The organism is Burkholderia sp. Se-20378, assembly GCF_017104665.1.
Lineage (GTDB): Bacteria > Pseudomonadota > Gammaproteobacteria > Burkholderiales > Burkholderiaceae > Burkholderia > Burkholderia lata.
Map to the genome: position 1 here is coordinate 15,660 of NZ_JAAGPG010000033.1, position 21,771 is coordinate 37,430.

A 21,771-nucleotide genomic window follows, 5' to 3' on the forward strand; every position below is an offset into this window, starting at 1 on the left:
CCGTCGTCCCTGCCGCTTACCGCGGCTCCATCCACGATGCAGCCTTGCGCCGCCCTGGCGCATCGTTGCCGCTGCCGCCCAGCGCCTCGATCAGGTAATCGACGAACGACGCGATCCGCGACGAGATCGCGGTATTGCGGTAGTACACCGCGTGGATCGGCTGCTCGACCTCGAGCGTCTGGCGCGCGAGCACCTGCACGAGCCGGCCCGCCTCGCGATCCTGCGCGGTCATGAAATCCGACAGGCACACGACGCCCGCGCCATCGAGCGCGAGCTGACGCAGCGTCTCGCCGCTCGACGACCGGATGCCCGGCTCGATGCGGCACGGCTCGCCGTCGGCGCCGCGGATCGGCCACACGTTCAGCGATTCGGGCTGCGTGAAGCCGAGCAGCGTGTGCTTGTCCAGCTCCTCCACCTTGCGCGGCTGGCCGTGCGCGGCGACATACGCGGGACTCGCGAAGATGCGTATCCGGCTGGTGCCGATGCGCCGGCTGTGCAGCGTCGAATCCTTCAGCCGGCCGATCCGGAAAGCGACGTCGGTGCGCCGCTCCAGCAGGTCGATGATGCCCTCGTTGCTGTTCAGCTCCAGCTCGACTTGCGGGAAGCGTTCGCGATAGCCGCGCACGAGCGGCACGATCACGTGCAGCATGAACGGCGTCGCCGCGTCCACGCGCAGCCGTCCCGACGGCATCTCGCGCCGCGCGAGCATCTGCTCTTCCGCCGTTTCGACCGATTCGATGATCGCGCGCGCGTCCTGCAGGAACGCGCGCCCTTCCTCGGTCAGTTCGAGCCGGCGCGTGGTCCGGCGCAGCAGCGTGGTCTTCAGCTTCTCCTCGAGCCGCCCGAGCGTGCGGCTCGTCGCCGACACCGTGAGGTCGAGCTGCTGCGCGGCCGCGGTGATCGAACCGGAATCGACCACGGCGGCAAAGGCCTGGAGTTCGTCGAGCGTAATCTTCATCGCCGCATTCTTGATCTCAAATCAAAACAATTTGGTTTATAGACCCGTTTTTCAGCAAAAGTAAAGGCGGCACACTAGGCGTCACTCGAACCTGATTCCGCTTCCGACGCCGGCCCGACCAACGCATCGAAGCCGTTCCACCCTCCCAGGAGCACATGATGAGCAAGATTCCCGCATTCGGCCTCGGTACTTTCCGCCTGAAGGGCCAGGTCGTGATCGACTCGGTCCGCAACGGCCTCGAAGTCGGCTACCGCGCGATCGACACCGCGCAAATCTACGGCAACGAAGCCGAAGTCGGCGAAGCGATCGCCGCCTCCGGCGTGGCCCGCGACGACCTGTTCCTCACGACCAAGATCTGGGTCGACAACTACGCACCGGACAAGCTCGTGCCGAGCCTCGAGGAAAGCCTGCGCAAGCTGCGCACCGACCACGTCGACCTGACGCTGATCCACTGGCCGGCCCCCGACAACGGTGTCGCGCTCGACACATTCATGACCGCGCTCGCCGATGCGAAGGCGCAGGGCCTCACGCGCCGGATCGGCATCTCGAACTTCAACATCGCACTGACGAAGCAGGCGATCGCGGCCGTCGGCAAGGATGCGATCGCGACGAACCAGATCGAGCTGAGCCCGTACCTGCAGAACCGCAAGCTCGTCGAGTTCCTGAACGCCGAAGGCATCCACGTCACGTCGTACATGACGCTCGCGTACGGCAAGGTGCTCGGCGATCCGGTGATCGGCGCGATCGCGCAGCGTCACGACGCGACGCCCGCACAGGTCGCGCTCGCGTGGGCGTTGCAGCTCGGCTACTCGGTGATCCCGTCGTCGACGAAGCGCGAGAACCTCTCGAGCAACCTGCTCGCGCAGACGCTGCGCCTGACCGACGACGACATGGCGCAGATCGCCGCGCTCGAACGCAACGGCCGCGAAGTCGACCCGGCCGGCCTCGCGCCGAAGTGGGACTGAACGCACCGCCCGCCACTCACATTTGATTCGCCGTGGCCCGCAGGCCGCGGCACCGACAGGACATCCCCATGACCCAGGACCCGCTTTTTCAACCGCTGCGACTCGGCGCGCTGACGCTGCCGAACCGCATCGTGATGCCGCCGATGACGCGCTCGCGCGCCAGCCAGCCCGGCGACGAAGCCAACGAACTGATGGCCGCGTATTACGCGCAGCGCGCGAGCGCGGGCCTGATCGTCAGCGAAGGCACCTATATCGCCCCGCTCGGCAAGGGCTACGCGTGGACGCCCGGCATTCACACGCCGTCGCAGATCGCCGGCTGGCGCAAGGTGACGGACGCCGTGCATGCCGCGCACGGCCGGATCTTCGCGCAGCTGTGGCACGTCGGCCGGCTGAGCCACACGAGCCTGCTCGGCGGACAACAACCCGTATCGTCGTCGCCGCTGCAGGCGAAAGGCGTGAACGTGTTCGTCGCCGGTGAAGACGGCAGCACGCCGGGCTTCGTGCAGGCGTCCGAGCCGCGCGCGCTGTCGATCGACGAGATCCGCGAGATCGTCGATCAATACCGCGCCGCCGCGCGCCACGCGATCGAGGCCGGCTTCGACGGCGTCGAGCTGCACGGCGCGAACGGCTATCTCGTGAACCAGTTCATCGACTCGAATGCGAACACGCGCACCGACGCGTACGGCGGCTCGCTGGAAAACCGGCTGCGCTTCCTGCGCGAAGTCACGCAGGCGCTGATCGAAGGCACGGGCGACGCGTCGCGCGTCGGCATCCGCCTCGCACCGCTGACGACGCTGAACGGCTGCGTCGACGACGATCCGGAAACGACCTACCTGGCGGCCGCGACGCTGCTCGGCGAACTCGGCGTCGGCTATCTGCACATCGCGGAAGCCGACTGGGACGACGCGCCGCTGATGTCGGTCGAATTCAAGCAGCAACTGCGCGCCGCGTACCCGGGCGTACTGATCTATGCCGGCGCGTACACGGCCGAGCGCGCGCGCGACGCGATCGCCGCCGGCTGGGCCGACCTCATCGCGTTCGGCCGCCCGTTCGTCGCGAACCCCGACCTGCCCGAGCGGCTGCGCGCCGGCGCGGCGCTCGCGCCGCACGACCGCAACACGCTGTTCGGCGGCGGCGAGCGCGGGCTGACCGACTACCCGACGCTGGCCCAGGCCGCGGCCTGAACCGGCATACCCGAGACTGCTCATGAGAATCACGCTCCCTTCCCGCCTGGGTTTCGGCACCGCGCCGCTGGGCAACATGTACCGGGACATCCCGCACGAAGAAGCGCTGGCCACGGTCGACGCGGCGTGGGAAAGCGGTATCCGCTACTTCGACGCCGCGCCGCTGTATGGCGCCGGCCTCGCCGAGCTGCGCCTCGGCGAAGCGCTCGCGGGGCGCCCGCGCGACGCGTATTCGCTCGGCACCAAGGTCGGCCGGCTCGTCCTCGACGAACACGAAGACGCATCGCAACGCGATCTCGGCGAAAAAGGCGGCCTGTTCCGCCACGGGCTGCCGAACCGGATCGTCTACGACTACACCGAAGACGGCACGTTGCGCTCGATCGACGCGAGCCTCAAGCGGCTGCGCACCGACCGGCTCGACACCGTGTGGATTCACGACCCGGCCGTCGATTTTCACGGCGACGCCTGGCGCGACGTGTTCGACGTCGCGATGTCGGGCGCGGCCAGGGCCCTCACGCGGCTGCGCGACGAAAAGGTCATCCAGGGCTGGGGCCTCGGCGTGAACCGCGTCGAACCGTGCGAGCTCGCGCTCGAACGCGCGGACCCCGACGGCTTCCTGCTCGCCGGCCGCTACACGCTGCTCGATCATGCCGGCGCGCTCGAACGGCTGATGCCGGAAAGCGCCGCGCGCGGGCTCGGCATCATCGTCGGTGGCCCGTACAACTCGGGTGTGCTGGCGGGCGGAACCCATTACGAGTATCAACCGGCCACGCAGGCCATGCTCGACCGCGTCGCGCGCATTCGCCAGATCTGCGAACGATTCGGCGTCGATGTCCGCGCGGTGGCGCTGCAATTCTCGCTCGCGCACCCGGCCGTCGCGGCCGCGATCCCTGGCGCCAGCCGGCCCGATCGCATCGACGACAACCTGCGTCTCGCAGCGGTGTCGATCCCGGTCGAACTGTGGGATGCGCTGAAAGCCGAGCGCCTGATCGCCGCACATGCACCGACGCCGGTTGGCTCGATTCGAGGTTGAGTCGGGCATGCGCGGCCGCGTCAACCAACGGCCGCGCATCCCGGGCCGCGCGCAATCGCGGCGGCTATCGCCTCGATTGCCATTTGCGCATTGCAGCCGGTGCAATTGGCGTCTAGCGTTTACGGGTTCGTCGACGTATACCTGTCACCCGACCTGAAAGGATGCCTCGCCATGCGAAGCCGCTTCCCGAAACGCCCCCTGCTGCCGGCCGCCGCGGCCTGCGTTGCACTAGCCTTCTGCGCGTCGTCCGCCCGCGCCGACGACTCCGCTGGCCTCGCGCCGCCCCAGCCGGCCACGCCCGTGCTGTCGACGACCGCGGCTGGCATCCAGGTCTACACGTGCGACTACGATGCCGGACACAAGCTCGCGTGGGTGTTCCAGCACCCGGAAGCGATGCTGTTCGACGCCGGCGGCACGCTCGTCGTCCGGCACGGCACGGGGCCGTCATGGGAAGCGCCCGATGGCAGCCGCATCACCGGCAAGAAGCTCGCGGAAGCGCCAAGTGCACACCCGGGCAGCATTCCGCAACTCCTGCTCGCTGCGACACCGGCCGCAACGGACGCGAAGGCCACGGCCGGCACGCTTGCCGGCGTGCGCTTTGTGCAGCGGCTCGACACCGCGGGCGGCATGCCGCCGGATGCAGCGTGTTCGACCGAGCATGCGATCGGCCGCTTTCCGTATTTCGCACGCTATGTGTTCCTGAAGTAACGCGCGACGGCGCCCGAAGCGTCGGGCGCCGTCGCGATGTTGACTTTCACACACCAGATTAATCAGTCATCCTATTCTTCAAGCAAGGATGCATGCCTCCGTTCAGGTCGCGCTGCGCTCAACCGATCCGCATCGACAACTCGACATCGCCGCCGAACGGCACCGACAGATAGCCGTTCTCCGGTGAGCGTACGTAAGCGAGATAGTCGGGGCTGAAATCGGCATTGTCGGCAACGACGAACGCGCCCGGCCGCAACCGGTGCTCGACGAGTGCAAGCACCTCGGGATACAGCGCCTTCGCGCCATCGAGCAGCAACAGGTCGACCGTTTCCGGAAGATCAGCAGCCAGCGTGCGCAGCGCATCGCCCTCGCGAATCTCGACGAGATCGGCAAGCCCGGCCGCCGCCAGGTTCGCCCGCGCCCGCACGACTTTCGACGGTTCGAATTCGCTCGTGATCAGCCGGCCACCGCCGTTGTCGCGCAGCGCGGCCGCGAGATGCAGCGTCGAAATGCCGAACGACGTGCCGAATTCGACGATCGACCGCACGCCGCCGCTGCGCGCGAGCATGTACAGCAGCGTGCCCGTCTCGCGCGACACGGCAAGCGGATAGTCCTTCAGGCGCGCATACAGATCGGTGTAGTCGGTCTTGCTGCGCATCAGCCGCGCTTGCTCGTCGCGCGACAGGCTGGCGAAGTCCGGGCTCGTCGCGGGCGACGAGGCGTCGGCTTCGTTGAACAGGCGTGCCAGCAGCGAAGCCAGCGGGTCGAGCGTCAGGGTGGTCATGCGAATCTCCGGGTTCGGGTTGAGTACGTCGTGGCACCCGATTAGAATATGACGAACTATTCAGGTTTTACTATTCGCATTGGCAAACCGCTCATGACCGACCGCCCGAACGCCCGGATTGCCACGCGCAAACAGCCTCAGCAGGCCCGCTCGACCCGGCTCGTCGAAGACGTCCTGCAGGCTGCTGTTCAGGTTTTGGCGAGCGAAGGCGCGCAGCGCTTCACGATGGCGCGGGTCGCCGAACGTGCCGGCGTGAGCGTGGGCTCGCTGTACCAGTACTTCCCGAACAAGGCGGCGGTGCTGTTCCGGCTGCAGCACGACGAATGGCGGCAGACGGCCGAGATGCTGCGCGGGATGCTGGAGGACGCGAGCCAGACGCCGCCCGAGCGGCTGCGCACGGCGGTTCACGCGTTCATCCGTTCCGAATGCGACGAGGCGCGGATGCGCATCGCGCTCGACGACACCGCACCGCTCTATCGCGACGCGCCCGAGGCACAGGAAGCGAAAGCGGCCGGCAACCGCATCTTCCAGGCGTTCATGCGGGAGGCGCTGCCCGATGCCCCGGCAGCCACGCGCACGCTCGCGTGCGACCTGATCACCACGACGCTCACCACGGCGGGCAAGGCGTTTTCGGAAAGCGAGCGCTCTCCCGACGAAATCGACGCGTATTCGACCGCGATGGCCGACATGTTCTGCGCATATCTCGACCATCTCGCGCACAATTGAGGCCGGGGCGACGACGAAAACCGCCCCCGCGCGATGGCGCGATCGTCCGAATGCAGGTTGCGCGCGGCGGCGAATCCCGTCACCCGCCCCTGTTTCCACCGGCCTGCCCGGCCATCATGAAAGACATTTGTAATTTTAGATGCATCCCCCGCTTTCCCCCAGCCCGTCGACCCCGCGTTCAAATAATCGCCTTAACGGATTCGAACTAGGCGTATACACGCGTGTCGTCGCGACGGAGCCCCGTTGCACGCCGATATAAGCGCTGAGACATGCGCTGCATGCTCTTTTCCCAATGGGACGTGATGGGCCGTTCGCCTAACCTTCGCTACGGCAAAGCACACGTGACGGGGTCGACCCCACAACGCGTCGCACGACGCGACACCCTCGCGATCGTTTCGATTCGCACGTAACGACACGGATCACGCGTCATTCGTCCCCACGACGTTGCCGACAATCCCAACTAGATACGAGACACCCTGACGACGGTTCGCTACGGGCCGTTTCAGCATGCTGATAAAGGAGCAAGCTCATGAGTGATACCCCGGTGCAGCCGACGGTCGGCGTCGGCGCGGAAGAAACTGACTTTGGCACCAAGGGAGTCATCGACCGGTACTTCGGCATTTCGTCGCGCGGCAGCACGCAGCGTCGCGAGATCATTGCCGGCGTCACGACCTTCCTCGCGATGGTCTATTCCGTGTTCGTCGTTCCCGGCATGTTCGGCAAGGCCGGCTTCGACACGAGTGCCGTGTTCGTCGCGGTCTGCCTCACCACCGCGTTCGGTTCGCTGTTGATGGGCCTGTGGGCGAAGCTGCCGATCGCGATCGGCTGCGCGATCTCGCTGACCGCGTTCACCGCGTTCGGCCTCGTGCTCGGCAAGGGGCTGTCGCCGACCGTCGCACTCGGCGCCGTGTTCCTGATGGGCCTCGTGTTCACCGGCATTTCCGTCACCGGCGTGCGTTCGTGGATCCTGCGCAACCTGCCCGCGGGCGTCGCGCACGGCACCGGGATCGGCATCGGCCTGTTCCTGCTGCTGATCGCATCGAACGACGTCGGCCTCGTGATCAAGAACCCGGGCGCCGGCCTGCCGGTCTCGCTCGGCCAGATCACCTCGCTCCCGGTCATCATGTCGGTCATCGGCCTCGCCGCGATCTTCGGCCTCGAAAAGCGTCGCGTGCCGGGCGGCATCCTGCTCGTCGTGATCGCGATCTCGATCTTCGGCCTGATCTTCGATCCGAGCGTGAAGTACCACGGCATCTTCGCGCTGCCGTCGCTGAGCGCACCGGGCCATGCGTCGCTGATCGGCGCGATGGACATCAAGGGCGCGCTGTCGATGGCCGTGCTACCGAGCGTGCTGGCGCTGGTGATGACCGCCGTGTTCGACGCGACCGGCACGATCCGCGCAGTCGCAGGCCAGGCCGGCCAGCTCGACGAAAACGGTCGCATCATCAACGGCGGCCGTGCGCTGACCGCCGATTCGATCAGCTCGATCTTCTCCGGCTTCCTCGGCGGCGCGCCGGCGGCGGCCTACATCGAGTCGAGCGTCGGCGTGGCCGCCGGCGCGAAGACGGGCCTCGCGGCCGCCGTGGTCGGCCTGCTGTTCCTCGTCGTGATGTTCTTCTCGCCGCTCGCGGGCCTCGTGCCGTCGTACGCCACGGCACCGGCGCTGATGTACGTCGGCCTGCTGATGCTTGGCAGCGTGAGCAAGCTGCACATGGACGACATGGTCGACGCGATGTCGGGCCTCGTGTGCGCGGTGTTCATCGTGCTGACTGCGAACATCGTGACGGGCATCATGCTCGGCTTCTCGACGCTCGTGATCGGCCGCATCGCCAGCGGCGAATTCCGCAAGCTCAACGTCGGCACCGTGCTCATCGCGGCCGTGCTCGTCACGTTCTATCTCGGCGGCTGGGCGATCTGACCGCGAAACGTGCGCGACGTCGCCGGCAGAAGGACGGCGCGCATCGGGACGACATCGTCTCCTCCACCATCATCGTTGATGGTCTCCAGGCCTGGGAACGCAAGTTTCCAGGCTTTTTTTGTTGAGGCGACGCCATGCGGCGTGCATCGCATCAACGGCGCGGCGTGAATCCGCCCCCGGTGCTACGATCGTGCTTTGCCTTCAGGAGCCCCCATGAACGCGCTCGGCATCGTCTCCGAAACGAGCACCCGGACGTCGGTGCACAAGCCGCCGTTCATCCCGTCGTTCGGCTTCCACGAAGTGCACGAATCGAAACCGATCGATGCCGCGCCGGCGCGCATCATCGACACGGTCGCCGCGCTCGACATGCGCACGGATCCGGTCGTCGACGCACTGCTCAACGTCCGTGAATTCCCGGTGGCCCTCGCCGCGTCGCTGCGCCACGGCACGTCGCGAGTCGAACGCGAACGCTTCGGCCTCCATGCGTTCACGCCGCTGCATCGCGACGAAACGTCGCTGTCGTTCGGCCTGATCGGCCGCTTCTGGCGTCCGGATCTCGGCGTGCTGAAGATCGCCGACGCGGCGGCGTTCGTGCGGCACGACGACCCGCGCGATGCGAAGCTGGTGCTCTGCTTCGAAGTCGTCGGGCTCGCGTCGGGCGCGCACATGCTGCGCACCGAAACCTTCGTGCATTGCCCGACCGTACGCACGCGGCTGCTGTTCATGCCGTACTGGCTTGCGATCCGGATGGCGAGCGGCTGGATTCGGCGCCGCACGCTGGCGGCGGTGGAGATGGCGCTGGCGTAGGAACTATCCCGCCTCCGCCGATGGCCGGCACGCGCCGGCCTGCGCATCAGAACGGCTTGATCACGACCAGCCCGACGACGATCGCCGTCGCGGCCACGACCACCCCCGCCGCCTGCCCGAGCCACGGCGCCGGCACGACGACGAGATCGTCGCGTTCCATCCGCCGCAGCGTGCCGGCCAGGATCCCGTGCAGCGCCGACAGCGCAACGACCACCGCGAGCTTGACCGACAGCCACGCCGCGCCGAACCAGTGACCGTTCAGCGCCAGCGCGATCCCCGCAATCCAGACGAGCGCAAGCGCGGGTGCCGTCACCGTGCGGTCCCAGCGGCGCACCGCGCGATGCACGGCGAGGTTGGCGATACGCACGCCGACAGACAGCAGCAGCAGGCCGCCGACGAACGTGACCATGGCAACGACATGAACGGCCTTGAGCCACAGATAGATCATTGCGCATGCCTCCTGCGCGCGATCCATCCGGCACTCGTCAGGCCGACGAACGGCACGACGGCCGCCAGCACGAGCCGCGCGACTTCGGCCCTGCTCCACAGCCCGCTCGACGCGGTGCCGACGACCGCCCACACGTACATCGCGAACGCGATGCCGTGCACCGGGCCCATGATCGATACCGCAGCCGGATAACCGGCCAGGTGCTTGAGCGGCACGGCGACGCACACCAGCACGACAAGCGTGGTCGCCTCCAGCAACGACAGGTATTGCAGGTTCCGCAGCGCATTGCGATCGTCTTGTTGCATCGGCAGTCTCCAGGTTGGCCCGCGACGATTGTCGCGTGTGGTGCCGTTCCGGGCCATTGGCTAAAATGACATCTTTAAACGGATTCTGGCCAAGCCCCCGAACGCCATGCATACGGTCGCCGTTCTCGCCCTGCCCGAGGTCGTCCCGTTCGATCTGGGCATCGCGTGCGACACGTTCGCACGCGTGCGCTCGCCCACCGTCGCGCAGCCCTACCGCGTCCGCGTGTGCAGCGAGCACGCACGTGTCGCGGGCGACCTGTTCGATCTCCGCCCCCCGTTTCGTCTCGACGCGCTCGCCGATGCCGACACGATCGTCGTTCCCGGCACGTCCGTGCCGCTCGCGCCCACATCGCGTCACGTGATCGCGGCACTGCGCGCGGCAGCCGCGCGCGGTTGCCGGATCGCGTCGATCTGCAGCGGCGCGTTCGTGCTCGCGGAAGCCGGGCTGCTCGACGGCCTGCGCGCGACCACGCACTGGCTCGCGGCCGCCGAACTCGCGCGCCGCTATCCAGGCGTGACGGTCGATCCGAACGTGCTGTTCGTCGACAACGGACAGATACTGACGTCGGCCGGCGCGGCGGCCGGCCTCGATCTGTGCCTGCACCTGATCCAGGCCGACTACGGCGCGGCAGTTGCCGTCGACGCGGCGCGCTGTGCGGTGGCGCCGCGGGTCCGCGAAGGCGGGCAGGCGCAGTTCATCGCGCCGGAATGGCCGAGCGGCACCGACGGCCTGCAGGGGCTGATGGACTGGCTGCAGGCCAACCTGCGCAAGCCGCTCACGCTCGACGCGATGGCCCGCAAGGCGTCGACGAGCGTGCGCACACTGACGCGGCGCTTCCAGGAGCAGACGGGCACGTCGCCGCGGCAATGGCTGCAGACCGCGCGCGTCAGGCATGCGCAGCAGTTGCTGGAGGTCACGGAGCTGTCGATCGAGCATGTCGCGACAGAGGCCGGCTTCGGTTCGGTCACCGCGTTTCGCGAGCGCTTCGCGCGCATCGTCGGCACGTCGCCGCAGCGGTATCGTCAGGCGTTCCGTGCGCGAACCGGCGCATGATGATCACCTCGTCGCTACCTGCCGCACCGCGGCTCGCATTGCCGGTCCCCGGTGGCGAAAGATCATGCGCACGCAACCGTCAGGATCACTACCGAATTCAGCAACACCCCATCGCCCGCCACAGCATCGCGCCAACCGGACCCGATCGATGACCCGCATCCGCAACCCCCTGAACATCGCGCAGCTCCAGGCGTTCGTCTCCGCCGCGCATCACAAGAGCCTGCGCGCCGCCGCACGCGAACTCGGCGTCACGCAGCCCGCGATCACGCATACGATCCGCGAGCTCGAAACGGCGCTCAACGCGGAACTGCTCGCGCGCAGCGTACGCGGCGTCGAGCTGACCGCATGCGGCCATGCGCTGCTGCCGCGCGCCGAGCAGCTGCTCGGCGATATCCGCCGCACGGTCGAGGCCGTCGAGCAGGTGAAAGGCGAGATGTCGGGGCGCGTCGCGGTCGGCACGATGCCGTCGATCGCGCTGACCGCGCTGCCGCGCGCGGTGACGGCATTCCGCCAGTCGATGCCGAACGTGAGCCTGCATCTCGAGGAAGTGACGGTGCCCGACGCGCTCGCGCAGTTGCGCAACGGCACGCTCGACATCGCTGCGATGCACCATGTGCCCGCGCTCGACCGCGATTTCACGCAATCGCCGCTGCTGTCGACCGAATTCACCGTGGTGATGCGCGAAGGCCACCCGCTTGCGCATGCGCGCCGGTTAGAGGAATTGCTCGATGCCGAATGGATCGTCACCGTCGGCGCCGAGCAGTTTCCGCACAGCGTGATGGTCGGGATGTTCGAGGCGCACGGGCTGCCGCTGCCGAAGCGCCTGCTGCGATCGCCGATGTCGTTCGCGGTGACCCTCGGGCTCGTCGCGCGCTCGGACGTGATCGGCTGCTTCACGCGCCCGCTGGCCGCGATGGTCGCGCCGCTCGGCATCCGCACGGCCGAACTCGACGAAAGCATGCCGCGCTTCGACCTGTCGATCATCGCGCGGCGCGACCTGCTGCCCACGCCCGCCGTCACGCAATTCGTCACGTGCCTGCAGCGCGCGGTCAACGAAACGCTCGGCTGAATCGTTCCTGTGTCTGAAACGGCGGCGCACCCGACGCGCCGCCGCCGGGCCCGGTATCGGGGCTTGTCCTAGGCGCCCTGCCGGTATTTTGTCTTGATAATCTTGCGCACGTCGCGCGCCCGCATCGGGTGGCGAAACGGACAGCCTGTCGCGAAGCCGCGCCGGGCCGAAGGCTTACGGCGCGGCACAACCGCGCACCCATCGAACAAAACGAGGAGTCACCGAGTGAAAAAGATTCTTGCGGCTGTGACCGTAGCCCTGCTCGCCGTATCGGCAGGCACCGCGTATGCGAAGGACTGGACGACCGTGCGGTTCGGCGTCGACGCAAGCTACCCGCCTTTCGAATCGAAAGGCGCTGACGGCAAGGTGGTCGGGTTCGACGTCGACCTCGGCAATGAAATCTGCCGCCGCATGAACGCGAAGTGCGTGTGGATCGAAAACGACTTCGACGGGATGATTCCGGCACTGAAGGCCCGCAAGTTCGACGGCGTGCTGTCGTCGATGTCGATGACGCCGGCGCGTCAGGAACAGATCGCCTTCTCGGCGAAGCTGTTCAACACGCCGACGCGCCTCGTCACGAAGAAGGGCGCCGGCCTGATGCCGACGGCCGAATCGCTGAAGGGCAAGTCGGTGGGCGTCGAGCAGGGCACGATCCAGGAAACCTATGCGAAGACGTACTGGGCCTCGAAGGGCGTGAACGTCGTGCCTTACCAGAACCAGGACCAGGTCTACGCCGACCTGATCTCGGGCCGTCTGGACGGCGCGCTGCAGGACGCGGTGCAGGCTGAAATCGGCTTCCTGAAGACGCCGCGCGGCGCGAACTTCGATTTCGCCGGCAAGGACATCGACGATCCGAAGACGCTCGGCAACGGCGCCGGCATCGGCCTGCGCAAGGAAGACACCGATCTGAAGACGAAGATCGACGGCGCGATCGCCGGCATGCGCAAGGACGGCACGTACGACAAGATCGCGAAGAAGTACTTCGATTTCGACGTCTACGGCAAGTAATCCGCCTGCCAAGCGCACGCTTCGCTTCGGCACGAACGGGCTCCGCAAGGAGCCCGTTTTTTTTCGCACGCGGTGCCGGCGGCGTTATTTTTTCCGCACCAACCTGATGATTCTCAAAGAAAATCGACGTGTTCTGGCGCCGGTTTGATGGCGGCGAGGGGGCAACGTACAATCGATCTTCCACGCACACCGGATCATTCGCGGCTGCGCCGCACTCCCCATCATGCAAACGCAGACCCATCCGCTGATTTCCCCCGCCGTCGGTACCGAACGCCAGATCACGAGCTTTCACTACGGCCCGCGCGGCGGCAAGAAGGTCTATATCCAGTCGTCGCTGCACGCGGACGAACTGCCCGGCATGCTGGTCGCCACGCTGCTGCGCCGCAAGATCGCCGCGCTCGAGACGGCCGGCAAGCTGCGCGGCGAAGTCGTCATCGTGCCCGTGCCGAACCCGATCGGCCTGTCGCAACACGTGTTCGGCGATCACCTCGGCCGCTTCGAGCTCGGCTCGATGCAGAACTTCAACCGCAATTTCTACGATCTCGCGGCGCTCGTGCTGCCGCGTGTCGAAAACCGCCTCACGAACGACGCGCAGCACAACCTCGTCGCCGTGCGCGCCGCGATGCGCGAAGCGCTCGACGAGCAGAAGCCGCGTACCGAGCTCGACTCGCAGCGCCTCGCGCTGCAGAAGCTGTCGTTCGACGCCGATATCGTGCTCGACCTGCACTGCGATAGCGATGCGGTCATGCACCTCTACACGAATCCCGACCTGTGGCCGGACGTCGAGCCGCTGTCGCGCTACCTCGACGCGCAGGCGTCGCTGCTCGCGCTGAATTCCGTTGGCAACCCGTTCGACGAGATCCACAGCTTCTGCTGGTCGGACCTGCGCAACCGCTTCGGCGACCGCTTCCCGATCCCGAACGGCGCGATTTCCGTCACGATCGAGCTGCGCAGCGAGCGCGACGTGTCGTACGAGTTCGCCGAAAAGGACGCGCAGGCGATCGTCGAATACCTGACCGAGCGCGGTGTCGTCGACGGCACGCCGGCGCCGCTGCCGCCGCTCGCGCATCCGGCCACGCCGCTCGCGGGCACCGATCCGCTCGTCGCGCCCGTGTCGGGCGTGATCGTGTTCCGCACGCCGGTCGGCGTGATGATCGAGGTCGGCCAGGCCGTGGCCGACATCGTCGATCCGCTGACCGATCGCGTCGTCACGCTGAAGAGCAGCGTGTCGGGCGTGCTGTACGCGCGCCAGATCGTGCGCTTCGCGACGGCCGGCATGGAAGTCGCGCGGATTGCCGGCGCGACCGCGATCCGCACGGGTTCGCTGCTGTCGGCCTGAGCGGGCGGCTTGCGCGCCGGGGAACGGCGCGCATTGCGTTCACCGCGCGCACCAACGAAATCGCCCGCTTGCGCGGGCGATTTGCTTTCCGGATCGTCGAAATCCGGCCATCCGGTAAGTGAAAGCGCTCAGAACGCCGGCACGATCGCGCCGCCGAACTTCTGGTCGATGAACTTGCGCACGTCGTCCGATTCATAGGCCGCGACGAGCTTCTTCACCCACGCCTTGTCCTTGTCCTGCGCGCGCACCGCGATCAGGTTCGCGTACGGCCCGCGCAGGTCCTCGATCGCGATTGCATCCTTCACCGGCGTGAGCCCGGCTTTCACCGCGTAGTCGGTGTTGATCGACGCGGCATCGACGTCGGGCAGCGCGCGCGGCAGCTGCGCGGCGTCGAGTTCGACGATCTTGATCTTCTTCGGGTTCTCGGCGACGTCGAGCGGCGTCGCATTCACGCCGTTCGTGCCGGCACCCGCCTTCAGCTTGATCACGCCGTACTTCTGCAACAGCAGCAGCGCGCGGTTGCCGTTCGACGGATCGTTCTGGATCCCGACCTTCGCGCCCACCGGCAAGTCCTTCAGCGACTTGAGCTTTTTCGAATAGAAGCCCATCGGCGCCGTGTACGTGAGCCCGACGTTGACGATCTTGTAGCCGCGCTGCTTGATCTGGCTGTCGAGGAACGGCTGGTGCTGGAAGCCGTTCGCGTCCAGATCGCCGGAATCGAGCGCCGCGTTCGGCTGCACGTAGTCGTTGAATTCGATGACCTTGATCGCGAGGCCTTCGCGCGCGGCGACCTTCGTCACTTCGGTCCAGATCTGTGCGTCGGGGCCGCTCATCGTGCCGATTTTCAGCGTTTGCGGGTCGGCGTGCGCGCCGGGCGCCGCGAATGCCAGCGCGGCGGCGAGTGCGCCGAGGCCGGTCAGGAATGAACGTCGCATGGTGTCCTCTTGTCCCGTGTCGTTTGTTGGAACACGGATCGTGGCATGGGGCCGGAACGCCACCAACCAAGCTTATTTCATGTGCATATTCCCGATCCGGATCGATTCTCAGCCGAATTCGGTATAACCCCCGATAGCGCAACCGGGCAGAATCCAGTGTCGCATCGACGCCACACATTCTTCATATGACAGTCGCTGTCATATTCATTACGTGGCCCCTCGATAAAGTTGCCGCCGGTCCGTGAAAGCGCCCATAGAGAGCGCCGGAACCGCAACTGGACACGCCATTTATTCGCTCGGAGAATCCTTTGAACAAGAAACTGTTGACCATCGCCGTCCTGGCAGCAACGACCGGCGCAGCTCACGCACAAAGCAGCGTGACCCTGTACGGTGTCATCGATGCCGGTATCAGCTACGTGAACCACAGCAAGACCGCTACCGGTAGCGGCAAGATGTTCAAGTACGACGACGGCGTTGCTCAAGGCAGCCGTTGGGGCCTGCGCGGCACCGAAGACCTCGGTGGCGGCCTGAAGGCGATCTTCGTGCTCGAAAACGGCTTCAACAGCGGCAACGGCACGATCGGCCAGGGTGGCGCGATCTTCGGTCGTCAAGCGTACGTCGGCCTGAGCCAGCAGCAATACGGCACGGTCACGTTCGGTCGCCAGTACTCGTTCTCGACCGACGTCCTCGGCTCGAACTACTCGACCGGCGGCAACACGGTCGCGGGTAACTACGCGTACCACGTGAACGACATCGACCAGCTGACGTCGAGCCGCATCAACAACGCCGTGAAGTTCCAGAGCGCGAACTACTCGGGCTTCACGTTCGGCGCGTTGTACGGCTTCTCGAACTCGACCGACTTCGCCGGCGCAAACGGCACGGGCGCTTCGAACACCGGCGGCTCGTCGCGCGCTTACAGCTTCGGCCTGAACTACGCGAACGGCCCGTTCTCGCTGGGCGCAGCGTACACGGACATCCGCTTCCCGAGCCAGTCGACGCCGGCATTCTCGACGTCGATCGCGAACCTCGCGCTGACCAACATCCGCGACCTGCGCACGTACGGCGTCGGCGGCCGCTACGTCTTCGGCCCGGCAACGGCATGGGCCCTGTGGACGCGCACGCAGTTCACCCCGATCGCTGCCGGCGCATCGGGCACGTTCTACAACGCATACGAAGCAGGCCTGAAGTACGCGATCACGCCGGCCCTGTCGGCAGCAGCAGGCTACACGTACACGAACGCCACGCAGAGCGGCAGCTCGGCACACTGGAACCAGGGCAACCTGGCTCTCGACTACGCACTCAGCAAGCGTACGGACGTGTACGGCCTGGTGATCTACCAGAAGGCGTCGGGCAACAACGTGCAGGCGCAGATCGGCTCGAGCACGAGCTACTTCAACACGTCGGGCACGGGCGCGTCGAACCAGCTCGCCGCTCGCGTCGGTATCCGTCACAAGTTCTAAAGCATCCGCTTAACTCGCGGATCACGACGGCAAGAAGCGCCCCGCTCCACGCGGGGCGCTTTTTTATGTGCTTTTAAGTTTCGCTTAATTCTGGGCTGAGAGGATGCTCTCACCCCCCCTGTTGGCCGCCTGAGCATCGGCGGCTTTTTTTTTGAACCGCCGACGGCGCCGCCATCGATTGCCCACAAGACGAGACAGGATCGGAGGCCATGATGATCGAAGATACCGTTTTCAGCCATCTGCACGCGATTCTGACGTGCCAACACTCGATGCCGGTCCAGAGCTGCCGCGTATCGGTCGAAATGCAGCGCCCGTGGGGCCGGCCGTATCGTCTCGTCGAATGGACGATGCATCTCGACGCGCCCGCACGGCGCCAGATCGTGCCGGCCGAATCGACCGACGAAGAGATCGCCGAAGTCGTCGCCTCACACGTGCCGGGCCGGCTTTACGGCGACGGCCGCCTGCAGTTCTGAACGCCTTTTTGTTCCCCCCGCTTCCCGTCTTTCAGCCGCGCCGCACGCATCGTGCGGCAGTCGGTCTCGTTTGATGCAGCAACGAAACCTGCTACGCTGCGCGTTTTCGTCCACGCAACACACGATGGAAAACGCATTCAACGAACGTGGCGTGATGATCACGCGCAACGGCCTGTCGGCCGCCGGTCAGGTATTCGCACTCCGTGATATCCGTCAGGTCGATGTCGTCAAGATTCCGAAGAACCGCCTCGTGCCGTCGCTGATCTCGCTGATCGGCGCGGCCGTCGCCGTCGCAGGCGGCATCGCCGGATCGAGCGCCGCGCTCGTCGTCGGCGTGATGCTCGCCGTCGTCGGCTATCTGGCATGGGCCACGCAGGACATCACGTATCGGCTGATGGTCGAGATGCCCGACGGCAAGCGCGAAGCGCTGTCGAGCGTCGACGCCGAGTTCGTCGAACGCGTCGCGCAAGTCGTGCGCGATGCGCAGGCCGCGAAGTCGGCCGGCTGATTCCGTTCGCCCCCTGCACACTTCGATTCACGGTGCGCGGCCGCGCGCGGCGCGTTTCGCGTCGGGCAACGCCGCCGTCGATTGCCCCGTCGAATCGCATTCCGCCCACCGCCTGGCCAACACCCCGCCTGCACTGCGCACGCCGACCGCATAGTATGGAAAGAGCGGCTCGCCGCCGCATCGTCCGAGGAGGCCAGCATGAACGTCCAGACGCTGTCCGGCACGCTTCGCGCGCAGGAACTGCTGATCGTGTCGATGATCCGCGCGCTTCCCCCTGACGCACGCCGTGCGCTCGTCGACCTCTACACCGAACAGATCGCGTTCGCCGAACAGGCCGGCCTCGAAGGCCACAGCGATCGCGCGACGCACGACGCGTTCATCACGCATGCGCGCAACCTGCTGATCCGCATCGAAGCGCTCGCCTAGCCGGGCCCGCGTTTCTCCCGATTTTCCCGCCGCGGCTCGCCCGAGCCGTGCAGGTAAGCGCTCACCTACGCGAGCCGCTTTCCGTTCTTGTATTGATAATAATTCTCATTTACACTGGTAAAGTTATCAGTTGCCTTTCAATTCGCCGCTCGCCGCCTTCCGTGCGCGGGCGGGCCAGCCAGGTGAACGCGTCACCCAGCCAGCCTTCGGGCTTGTCATCATCAATGGGAGACCACCTGTGCATTGCTATACGCTGGCGCGGCGGCCGATCTGTGCCGCGCTGTTCGGCGCGTTCGGCCTGTCCGCCGCCACGGCTCACGCCGATTCGACGCCGCAAGGCGCCACCTCGCCTTCCACCATTCTCGTCGCCGCGTCCACACGCGGCGATGCGGCGCTGCTCGACCCCGTCACCGTCACGGCCAACCGCACCGCCACGGCCGCGAGCCGCACGGCTGCGTCCGTCTCGGTGATCACCGACGAGGATCTGGAAGAACAGCAGGCCACCAACATCAAGGACGCGCTGCGCTACGAGCCGGGCGTCACCGTGCGCCGCACCGCGTACCGGCCCGGCAGCGCCGCGCTCGGCGGCGGCCGCGACGGCGATTCGAGCATCAACATCCGCGGCCTCGAAGGCAATCGCGTGCTGCTGATGGAAGACGGCATCCGCCTGCCGAACGCGTTTTCATTCGGGCCGCTCGAAGCGGGGCGCGGCGACTACGCCGATCTCGACACGCTCAAGCGCATCGAGATCCTGCGCGGGCCGGCCTCGGCGCTCTACGGCAGCGACGGCCTGACCGGCGCGGTGAACTTCATCACGAAGGATCCGCGCGACCTGCTGTCGATCTACAACAAGCCCTACTACTTCTCGTTCCGGCCGAGCTACGACTCGGCCGACCGCAGCGTCGGCGCGACCGTGTCGGCCGCGGGCGGCAACGATCGCGTGCAGGGGATGATCATCGCCGACGGCCGGCGCGGCCACGAGGTCGACACGCGCGGCAGCAACAACTCGGCGAGCACGCTGCGCACCACGTCGAACCCGCAGGACGTCTATTCGGAATCGCTGCTCGGCAAGCTCGTGCTGACGCCGACCACGCGCGACACGATCAAGTTCACCGCCGAAACGGTGCAGCGCCGCGTGAGCACCGACGTGCTGTCGGCGATCAGCCCGCCGACCACGCTCGGCCTCACGACCTACGACCGGCTCGAGCGCAACCGCTTCAGCGTCGACTACGACTTCCGCGACGACGCATTCCGCTGGTTCCAGACCGCGCACGTGCAGTTCTACTACCAGGACGCGAAGCAGGACCAGTACGCGTTCGAGACGCGCGGCCGGGCGGCTTCGCGTTCGCGCGACAACCAGTACAAGGAGCGCACGTTCGGCGGCTCCGCGTTCGCAGAAAGCGGCTTCGCGACCGGCCCGTTCGCGCACAAGCTGCTGTATGGCGTCGACGGCAGCGTGTCGCGCGTGACGAACATGCGCGACGGCACGGTGCCGGGCGTCGGCGAAGCGTTCCCGAACAAGGCGTTCCCCGACACCGACTACACGCTGTTCGGCGCATTCGTGCAGGACCAGATCGGCTACGGCCGCCTGCTCGTCACGCCGGGCCTGCGCTTCGACACGTACCGGCTGAGCCCGACCGAAAACGACCCGCTGTTCACCGGCAAGGCCGTATCGACGAGCGCGAACGAACTGTCGCCGCGCGTCGCCGTGCTCTACGAGATCACGCCCGCGGTCATTCCGTACGTGCAGTACGCGCACGGCTTCCGCGCGCCGACGCCCGACCAGGTGAACAGCAGCTTCTCGAACCCGGTGTACGGCTACACGTCGATCGGCAATCCGAACCTGAAGCCCGAGACGAGCGATACGTTCGAAGCCGGCCTGCGCGGCAAGGCCGGCACCGGTTACGGCGTCGTGCGCTACAGCGCGGCCGCGTTCACGGGCCGCTACCGCAACTTCATCTCGCGCACGACGATCGCCGGCAGCGGCCGGCCAACCGACCCGTTCGTGTTCCAGTACGTGAACTTCGCCGACGCGCGCATTCACGGCCTCGAAGGCCGCGCCGAATGGGTGATGCCGAACGGCATCACGCTGAAGACGGCAATGGCGTTCACGAAAGGCTCGACGCAGAACGACGGCGCGGCCAGCCAGCCACTGAACACCGTCAACCCGTTCTCGGCCGTGTTCGGCGTGCGCTACGAGCCGACCGAGCGCTGGTACGTGCAGACCGACCTGCTGTTCCAGGCCGCGAAACGCGACAAGGACATCGACAAGTCCGACTGCTCGAACAAGGCGTGCTTCTCGCCGCCGTCGTCGTTCGTCGTCGACCTGCGCGGCGGCTACCGCTTCAACAAGCACGTGAGCGCGACGATCGGCATCCGCAACCTGTTCGACCGCAAATACTGGAACTGGTCGGACGTACGCGGCATCGCCGCCGATTCGCAGGTGCTCGATGCGTATACGTCGTCCGGACGCACGGTCGCCGTCAGCATGAAAGTGGATTTCTGATGCGCGCCGCCCGCGCTGCCACCCCAACCGTTACTTGAAGGAGTCCGACATGATGCAATCCGCCCTTCCCGGTCAACCGGCCACGCCGGCCCGCGCGGCCGCCGCGCTGCGCGACGCGTTCATCAAGCTCAAAACCGAGCGCCAGCTGCGCAACCGCGACGTCGCGCAGGCGCTCGGGGTCAGCGAAGGCGAGGCGCTCGCCGCGTTCGTCGGCGAGCACGTCGTGCGGCTCGACGCGCGCTTTCCGGCGATGTTCGAGGAAATGCCGCGCCTTGGCCGCGTGATGGCGCTCACGCGCAACGACACGGCCGTCCACGAAAAGGATGGCGAATATGCGCAGATGAGCCACGACGGCCCCGTCGGCCTCGCGCTCGGCGATATCGACCTGCGCATCTTCTATCGTCACTGGGTGTCGGCGTTCGCGGTGCGCGACGAAACCGCGCACGGTCCGCTCAAGAGCCTGCAGTTCTTCGACGCGCAGGGTCATGCGATCCACAAGGTGTACCTGCGCGCGCACAGCGACCACGCCGCGTACGACGCGTTCGTCGAGCGCTGGCGTGCGCCGTCGCAGGAGCCGGGCCTCGAGGTCGCCCCCGCCGCGCCGAAAACGCCCGAGCGCGCCGACACCGAGATCGACGTTACGGGCTTCCGCGCCGCGTGGGACGCGATGACCGACACGCACCAGTTCTTCGGCATCACGCAGCGCTTCGGCGTGAGCCGCATGCAGGCGCTGCGGCTCGCCGATCCGCAATACGCGTATCCGGTTGAAACCGCGCATGCGCTGCGGCACGTGCTCCAGCAAGCCGCGCAGAGCGGCCAGCCGATCATGGTGTTCGTCGGCAATGCGGGGATGATCCAGATCCATACGGGCCCCGTCGCGAACGTGCGCGAGGTCGGCGCATGGATCAACGTACTCGACCCGGGCTTCAACCTGCACGTGCGCGAGGACCTGATCGCCGCCGCGTGGGTCGTGAAGAAGCCGACGAGCGACGGCATCGTCACGTCGCTTGAACTCTTCGACCGGCAGGGCGACCACGTCGCGCTGCTGTTCGGCGAGCGCAAGCCCGGCAAGGTCGAACGTGACGACTGGCGCGCACTCGTCGCGACGCTGCCGGCCGCGGCACGCGGAGGCGCGCGGTGAGCGCGCGACCGTTCGA

22 protein-coding genes are annotated in these 21,771 nt (G+C 66.8%); 17 read left to right on the top strand and 5 right to left on the bottom strand.

What is annotated here, in order from left to right; translation table 11 throughout:
- Positions 1-16: 16 nt before the first annotated feature.
- Positions 17-958, bottom strand: a complete 942-nt coding sequence (locus tag G3N93_RS06865; RefSeq protein WP_206132618.1) for a LysR family transcriptional regulator — start codon at positions 956-958, stop codon at positions 17-19.
- 158 nt (positions 959-1,116) lie between these two features.
- On the opposite strand from G3N93_RS06865, the gene dkgB reads away from it, so the two are divergent.
- The 4 genes from dkgB to G3N93_RS06885 all read left to right on the top strand — a co-directional run bounded on the left by dkgB (position 1,117) and on the right by G3N93_RS06885 (position 4,848).
- On the top strand, positions 1,117-1,923 hold the full coding sequence (gene dkgB / locus G3N93_RS06870) for a 2,5-didehydrogluconate reductase DkgB (protein ID WP_206132619.1): 807 nt from the start codon (positions 1,117-1,119) through the stop codon (positions 1,921-1,923).
- Between the two features lie 68 nt (positions 1,924-1,991).
- Positions 1,992-3,107 (top strand): alkene reductase, encoded by a 1,116-nt coding sequence (locus G3N93_RS06875; protein ID WP_206132620.1) that lies wholly within the window; start codon positions 1,992-1,994, stop codon positions 3,105-3,107.
- A 22-nt stretch (positions 3,108-3,129) separates the two neighbouring features.
- Positions 3,130-4,140, top strand: a complete 1,011-nt coding sequence (locus tag G3N93_RS06880) for an aldo/keto reductase (RefSeq protein WP_206132621.1) — start codon at positions 3,130-3,132, stop codon at positions 4,138-4,140.
- Between the two features lie 171 nt (positions 4,141-4,311).
- On the top strand, positions 4,312-4,848 hold the full coding sequence (locus tag G3N93_RS06885) for a DUF3455 domain-containing protein (protein WP_206132622.1): 537 nt from the start codon (positions 4,312-4,314) through the stop codon (positions 4,846-4,848).
- A gap of 118 nt (positions 4,849-4,966) precedes the next feature.
- Here G3N93_RS06885 and G3N93_RS06890 read toward each other — a convergent pair whose 3' ends face one another.
- Positions 4,967-5,632 carry an O-methyltransferase gene (locus G3N93_RS06890; protein ID WP_206132623.1) on the bottom strand — a complete coding sequence of 222 codons (666 nt, stop codon included), beginning with the start codon at positions 5,630-5,632 and terminating at the stop codon, positions 4,967-4,969.
- 48 nt (positions 5,633-5,680) lie between these two features.
- On the opposite strand from G3N93_RS06890, the gene G3N93_RS06895 reads away from it, so the two are divergent.
- The 3 genes from G3N93_RS06895 to G3N93_RS06905 all read left to right on the top strand — a co-directional run bounded on the left by G3N93_RS06895 (position 5,681) and on the right by G3N93_RS06905 (position 9,083).
- Complete coding sequence (locus tag G3N93_RS06895; protein WP_206132624.1) at positions 5,681-6,358, top strand: TetR family transcriptional regulator; 678 nt, start codon at positions 5,681-5,683, stop codon at positions 6,356-6,358.
- A gap of 529 nt (positions 6,359-6,887) precedes the next feature.
- Complete coding sequence (locus G3N93_RS06900) at positions 6,888-8,276, top strand: NCS2 family permease (protein WP_174941180.1); 1,389 nt, start codon at positions 6,888-6,890, stop codon at positions 8,274-8,276.
- A gap of 213 nt (positions 8,277-8,489) precedes the next feature.
- On the top strand, positions 8,490-9,083 hold the full coding sequence (locus tag G3N93_RS06905) for a hypothetical protein (protein ID WP_206132625.1): 594 nt from the start codon (positions 8,490-8,492) through the stop codon (positions 9,081-9,083).
- Between the two features lie 46 nt (positions 9,084-9,129).
- On the opposite strand, the gene G3N93_RS06910 is transcribed toward G3N93_RS06905, so the two are convergent.
- Both G3N93_RS06910 and G3N93_RS06915 read right to left on the bottom strand, forming a co-directional pair.
- Positions 9,130-9,531, bottom strand: a complete 402-nt coding sequence (locus tag G3N93_RS06910; RefSeq protein ID WP_206132626.1) for a CopD family protein — start codon at positions 9,529-9,531, stop codon at positions 9,130-9,132.
- Complete coding sequence (locus G3N93_RS06915; protein WP_174942047.1) at positions 9,528-9,836, bottom strand: DUF3817 domain-containing protein; 309 nt, start codon at positions 9,834-9,836, stop codon at positions 9,528-9,530. The genes G3N93_RS06910 and G3N93_RS06915 overlap by 4 nt, the downstream gene beginning before the upstream one ends.
- A 106-nt stretch (positions 9,837-9,942) precedes the next feature.
- Between G3N93_RS06915 and G3N93_RS06920 the strand changes: the two genes are divergently transcribed.
- The 4 genes from G3N93_RS06920 to G3N93_RS06935 all read left to right on the top strand — a co-directional run bounded on the left by G3N93_RS06920 (position 9,943) and on the right by G3N93_RS06935 (position 14,306).
- Entirely contained in the window at positions 9,943-10,890 is a 948-nt protein-coding gene (locus tag G3N93_RS06920; protein WP_174941188.1) for a GlxA family transcriptional regulator, read from the top strand.
- 148 nt (positions 10,891-11,038) lie between these two features.
- Complete coding sequence (locus tag G3N93_RS06925) at positions 11,039-11,959, top strand: LysR substrate-binding domain-containing protein (RefSeq protein WP_174916361.1); 921 nt, start codon at positions 11,039-11,041, stop codon at positions 11,957-11,959.
- 225 nt (positions 11,960-12,184) lie between these two features.
- Positions 12,185-12,967 carry an ABC transporter substrate-binding protein gene (locus G3N93_RS06930; RefSeq protein ID WP_174941190.1) on the top strand — a complete coding sequence of 261 codons (783 nt, stop codon included), beginning with the start codon at positions 12,185-12,187 and terminating at the stop codon, positions 12,965-12,967.
- A 223-nt stretch (positions 12,968-13,190) separates the two neighbouring features.
- A complete protein-coding gene (locus G3N93_RS06935; protein WP_174941192.1) occupies positions 13,191-14,306 on the top strand; it encodes a succinylglutamate desuccinylase/aspartoacylase family protein in 1,116 nt (371 codons plus the stop codon).
- 128 nt (positions 14,307-14,434) lie between these two features.
- On the opposite strand, the gene G3N93_RS06940 is transcribed toward G3N93_RS06935, so the two are convergent.
- On the bottom strand, positions 14,435-15,241 hold the full coding sequence (locus G3N93_RS06940) for a MetQ/NlpA family ABC transporter substrate-binding protein (RefSeq protein WP_011353840.1): 807 nt from the start codon (positions 15,239-15,241) through the stop codon (positions 14,435-14,437).
- Between the two features lie 308 nt (positions 15,242-15,549).
- Between G3N93_RS06940 and G3N93_RS06945 the strand changes: the two genes are divergently transcribed.
- The 6 genes from G3N93_RS06945 to G3N93_RS06970 all read left to right on the top strand — a co-directional run bounded on the left by G3N93_RS06945 (position 15,550) and on the right by G3N93_RS06970 (position 21,755).
- A complete protein-coding gene (locus tag G3N93_RS06945; protein ID WP_174941196.1) occupies positions 15,550-16,701 on the top strand; it encodes a porin in 1,152 nt (383 codons plus the stop codon).
- Between the two features lie 212 nt (positions 16,702-16,913).
- The gene (locus tag G3N93_RS06950; protein WP_011353838.1) at positions 16,914-17,174 is read left to right on the top strand and encodes a DUF2866 domain-containing protein; all 261 of its coding nucleotides are present in this window, start codon (positions 16,914-16,916) and stop codon (positions 17,172-17,174) included.
- Between the two features lie 124 nt (positions 17,175-17,298).
- A complete protein-coding gene (locus tag G3N93_RS06955) occupies positions 17,299-17,682 on the top strand; it encodes a DUF6232 family protein (protein WP_174941198.1) in 384 nt (127 codons plus the stop codon).
- A gap of 198 nt (positions 17,683-17,880) precedes the next feature.
- The gene (locus tag G3N93_RS06960) at positions 17,881-18,108 is read left to right on the top strand and encodes a hypothetical protein (RefSeq protein WP_011353836.1); all 228 of its coding nucleotides are present in this window, start codon (positions 17,881-17,883) and stop codon (positions 18,106-18,108) included.
- Between the two features lie 238 nt (positions 18,109-18,346).
- Complete coding sequence (locus tag G3N93_RS06965) at positions 18,347-20,614, top strand: TonB-dependent hemoglobin/transferrin/lactoferrin family receptor (RefSeq protein ID WP_174941200.1); 2,268 nt, start codon at positions 18,347-18,349, stop codon at positions 20,612-20,614.
- Positions 20,615-20,663: 49 nt separating this feature from the next.
- Positions 20,664-21,755, top strand: coding sequence for a hemin-degrading factor (locus tag G3N93_RS06970; protein WP_174942042.1), 1,092 nt, complete (start codon positions 20,664-20,666; stop codon positions 21,753-21,755).
- Positions 21,756-21,771 lie beyond the last annotated feature (16 nt).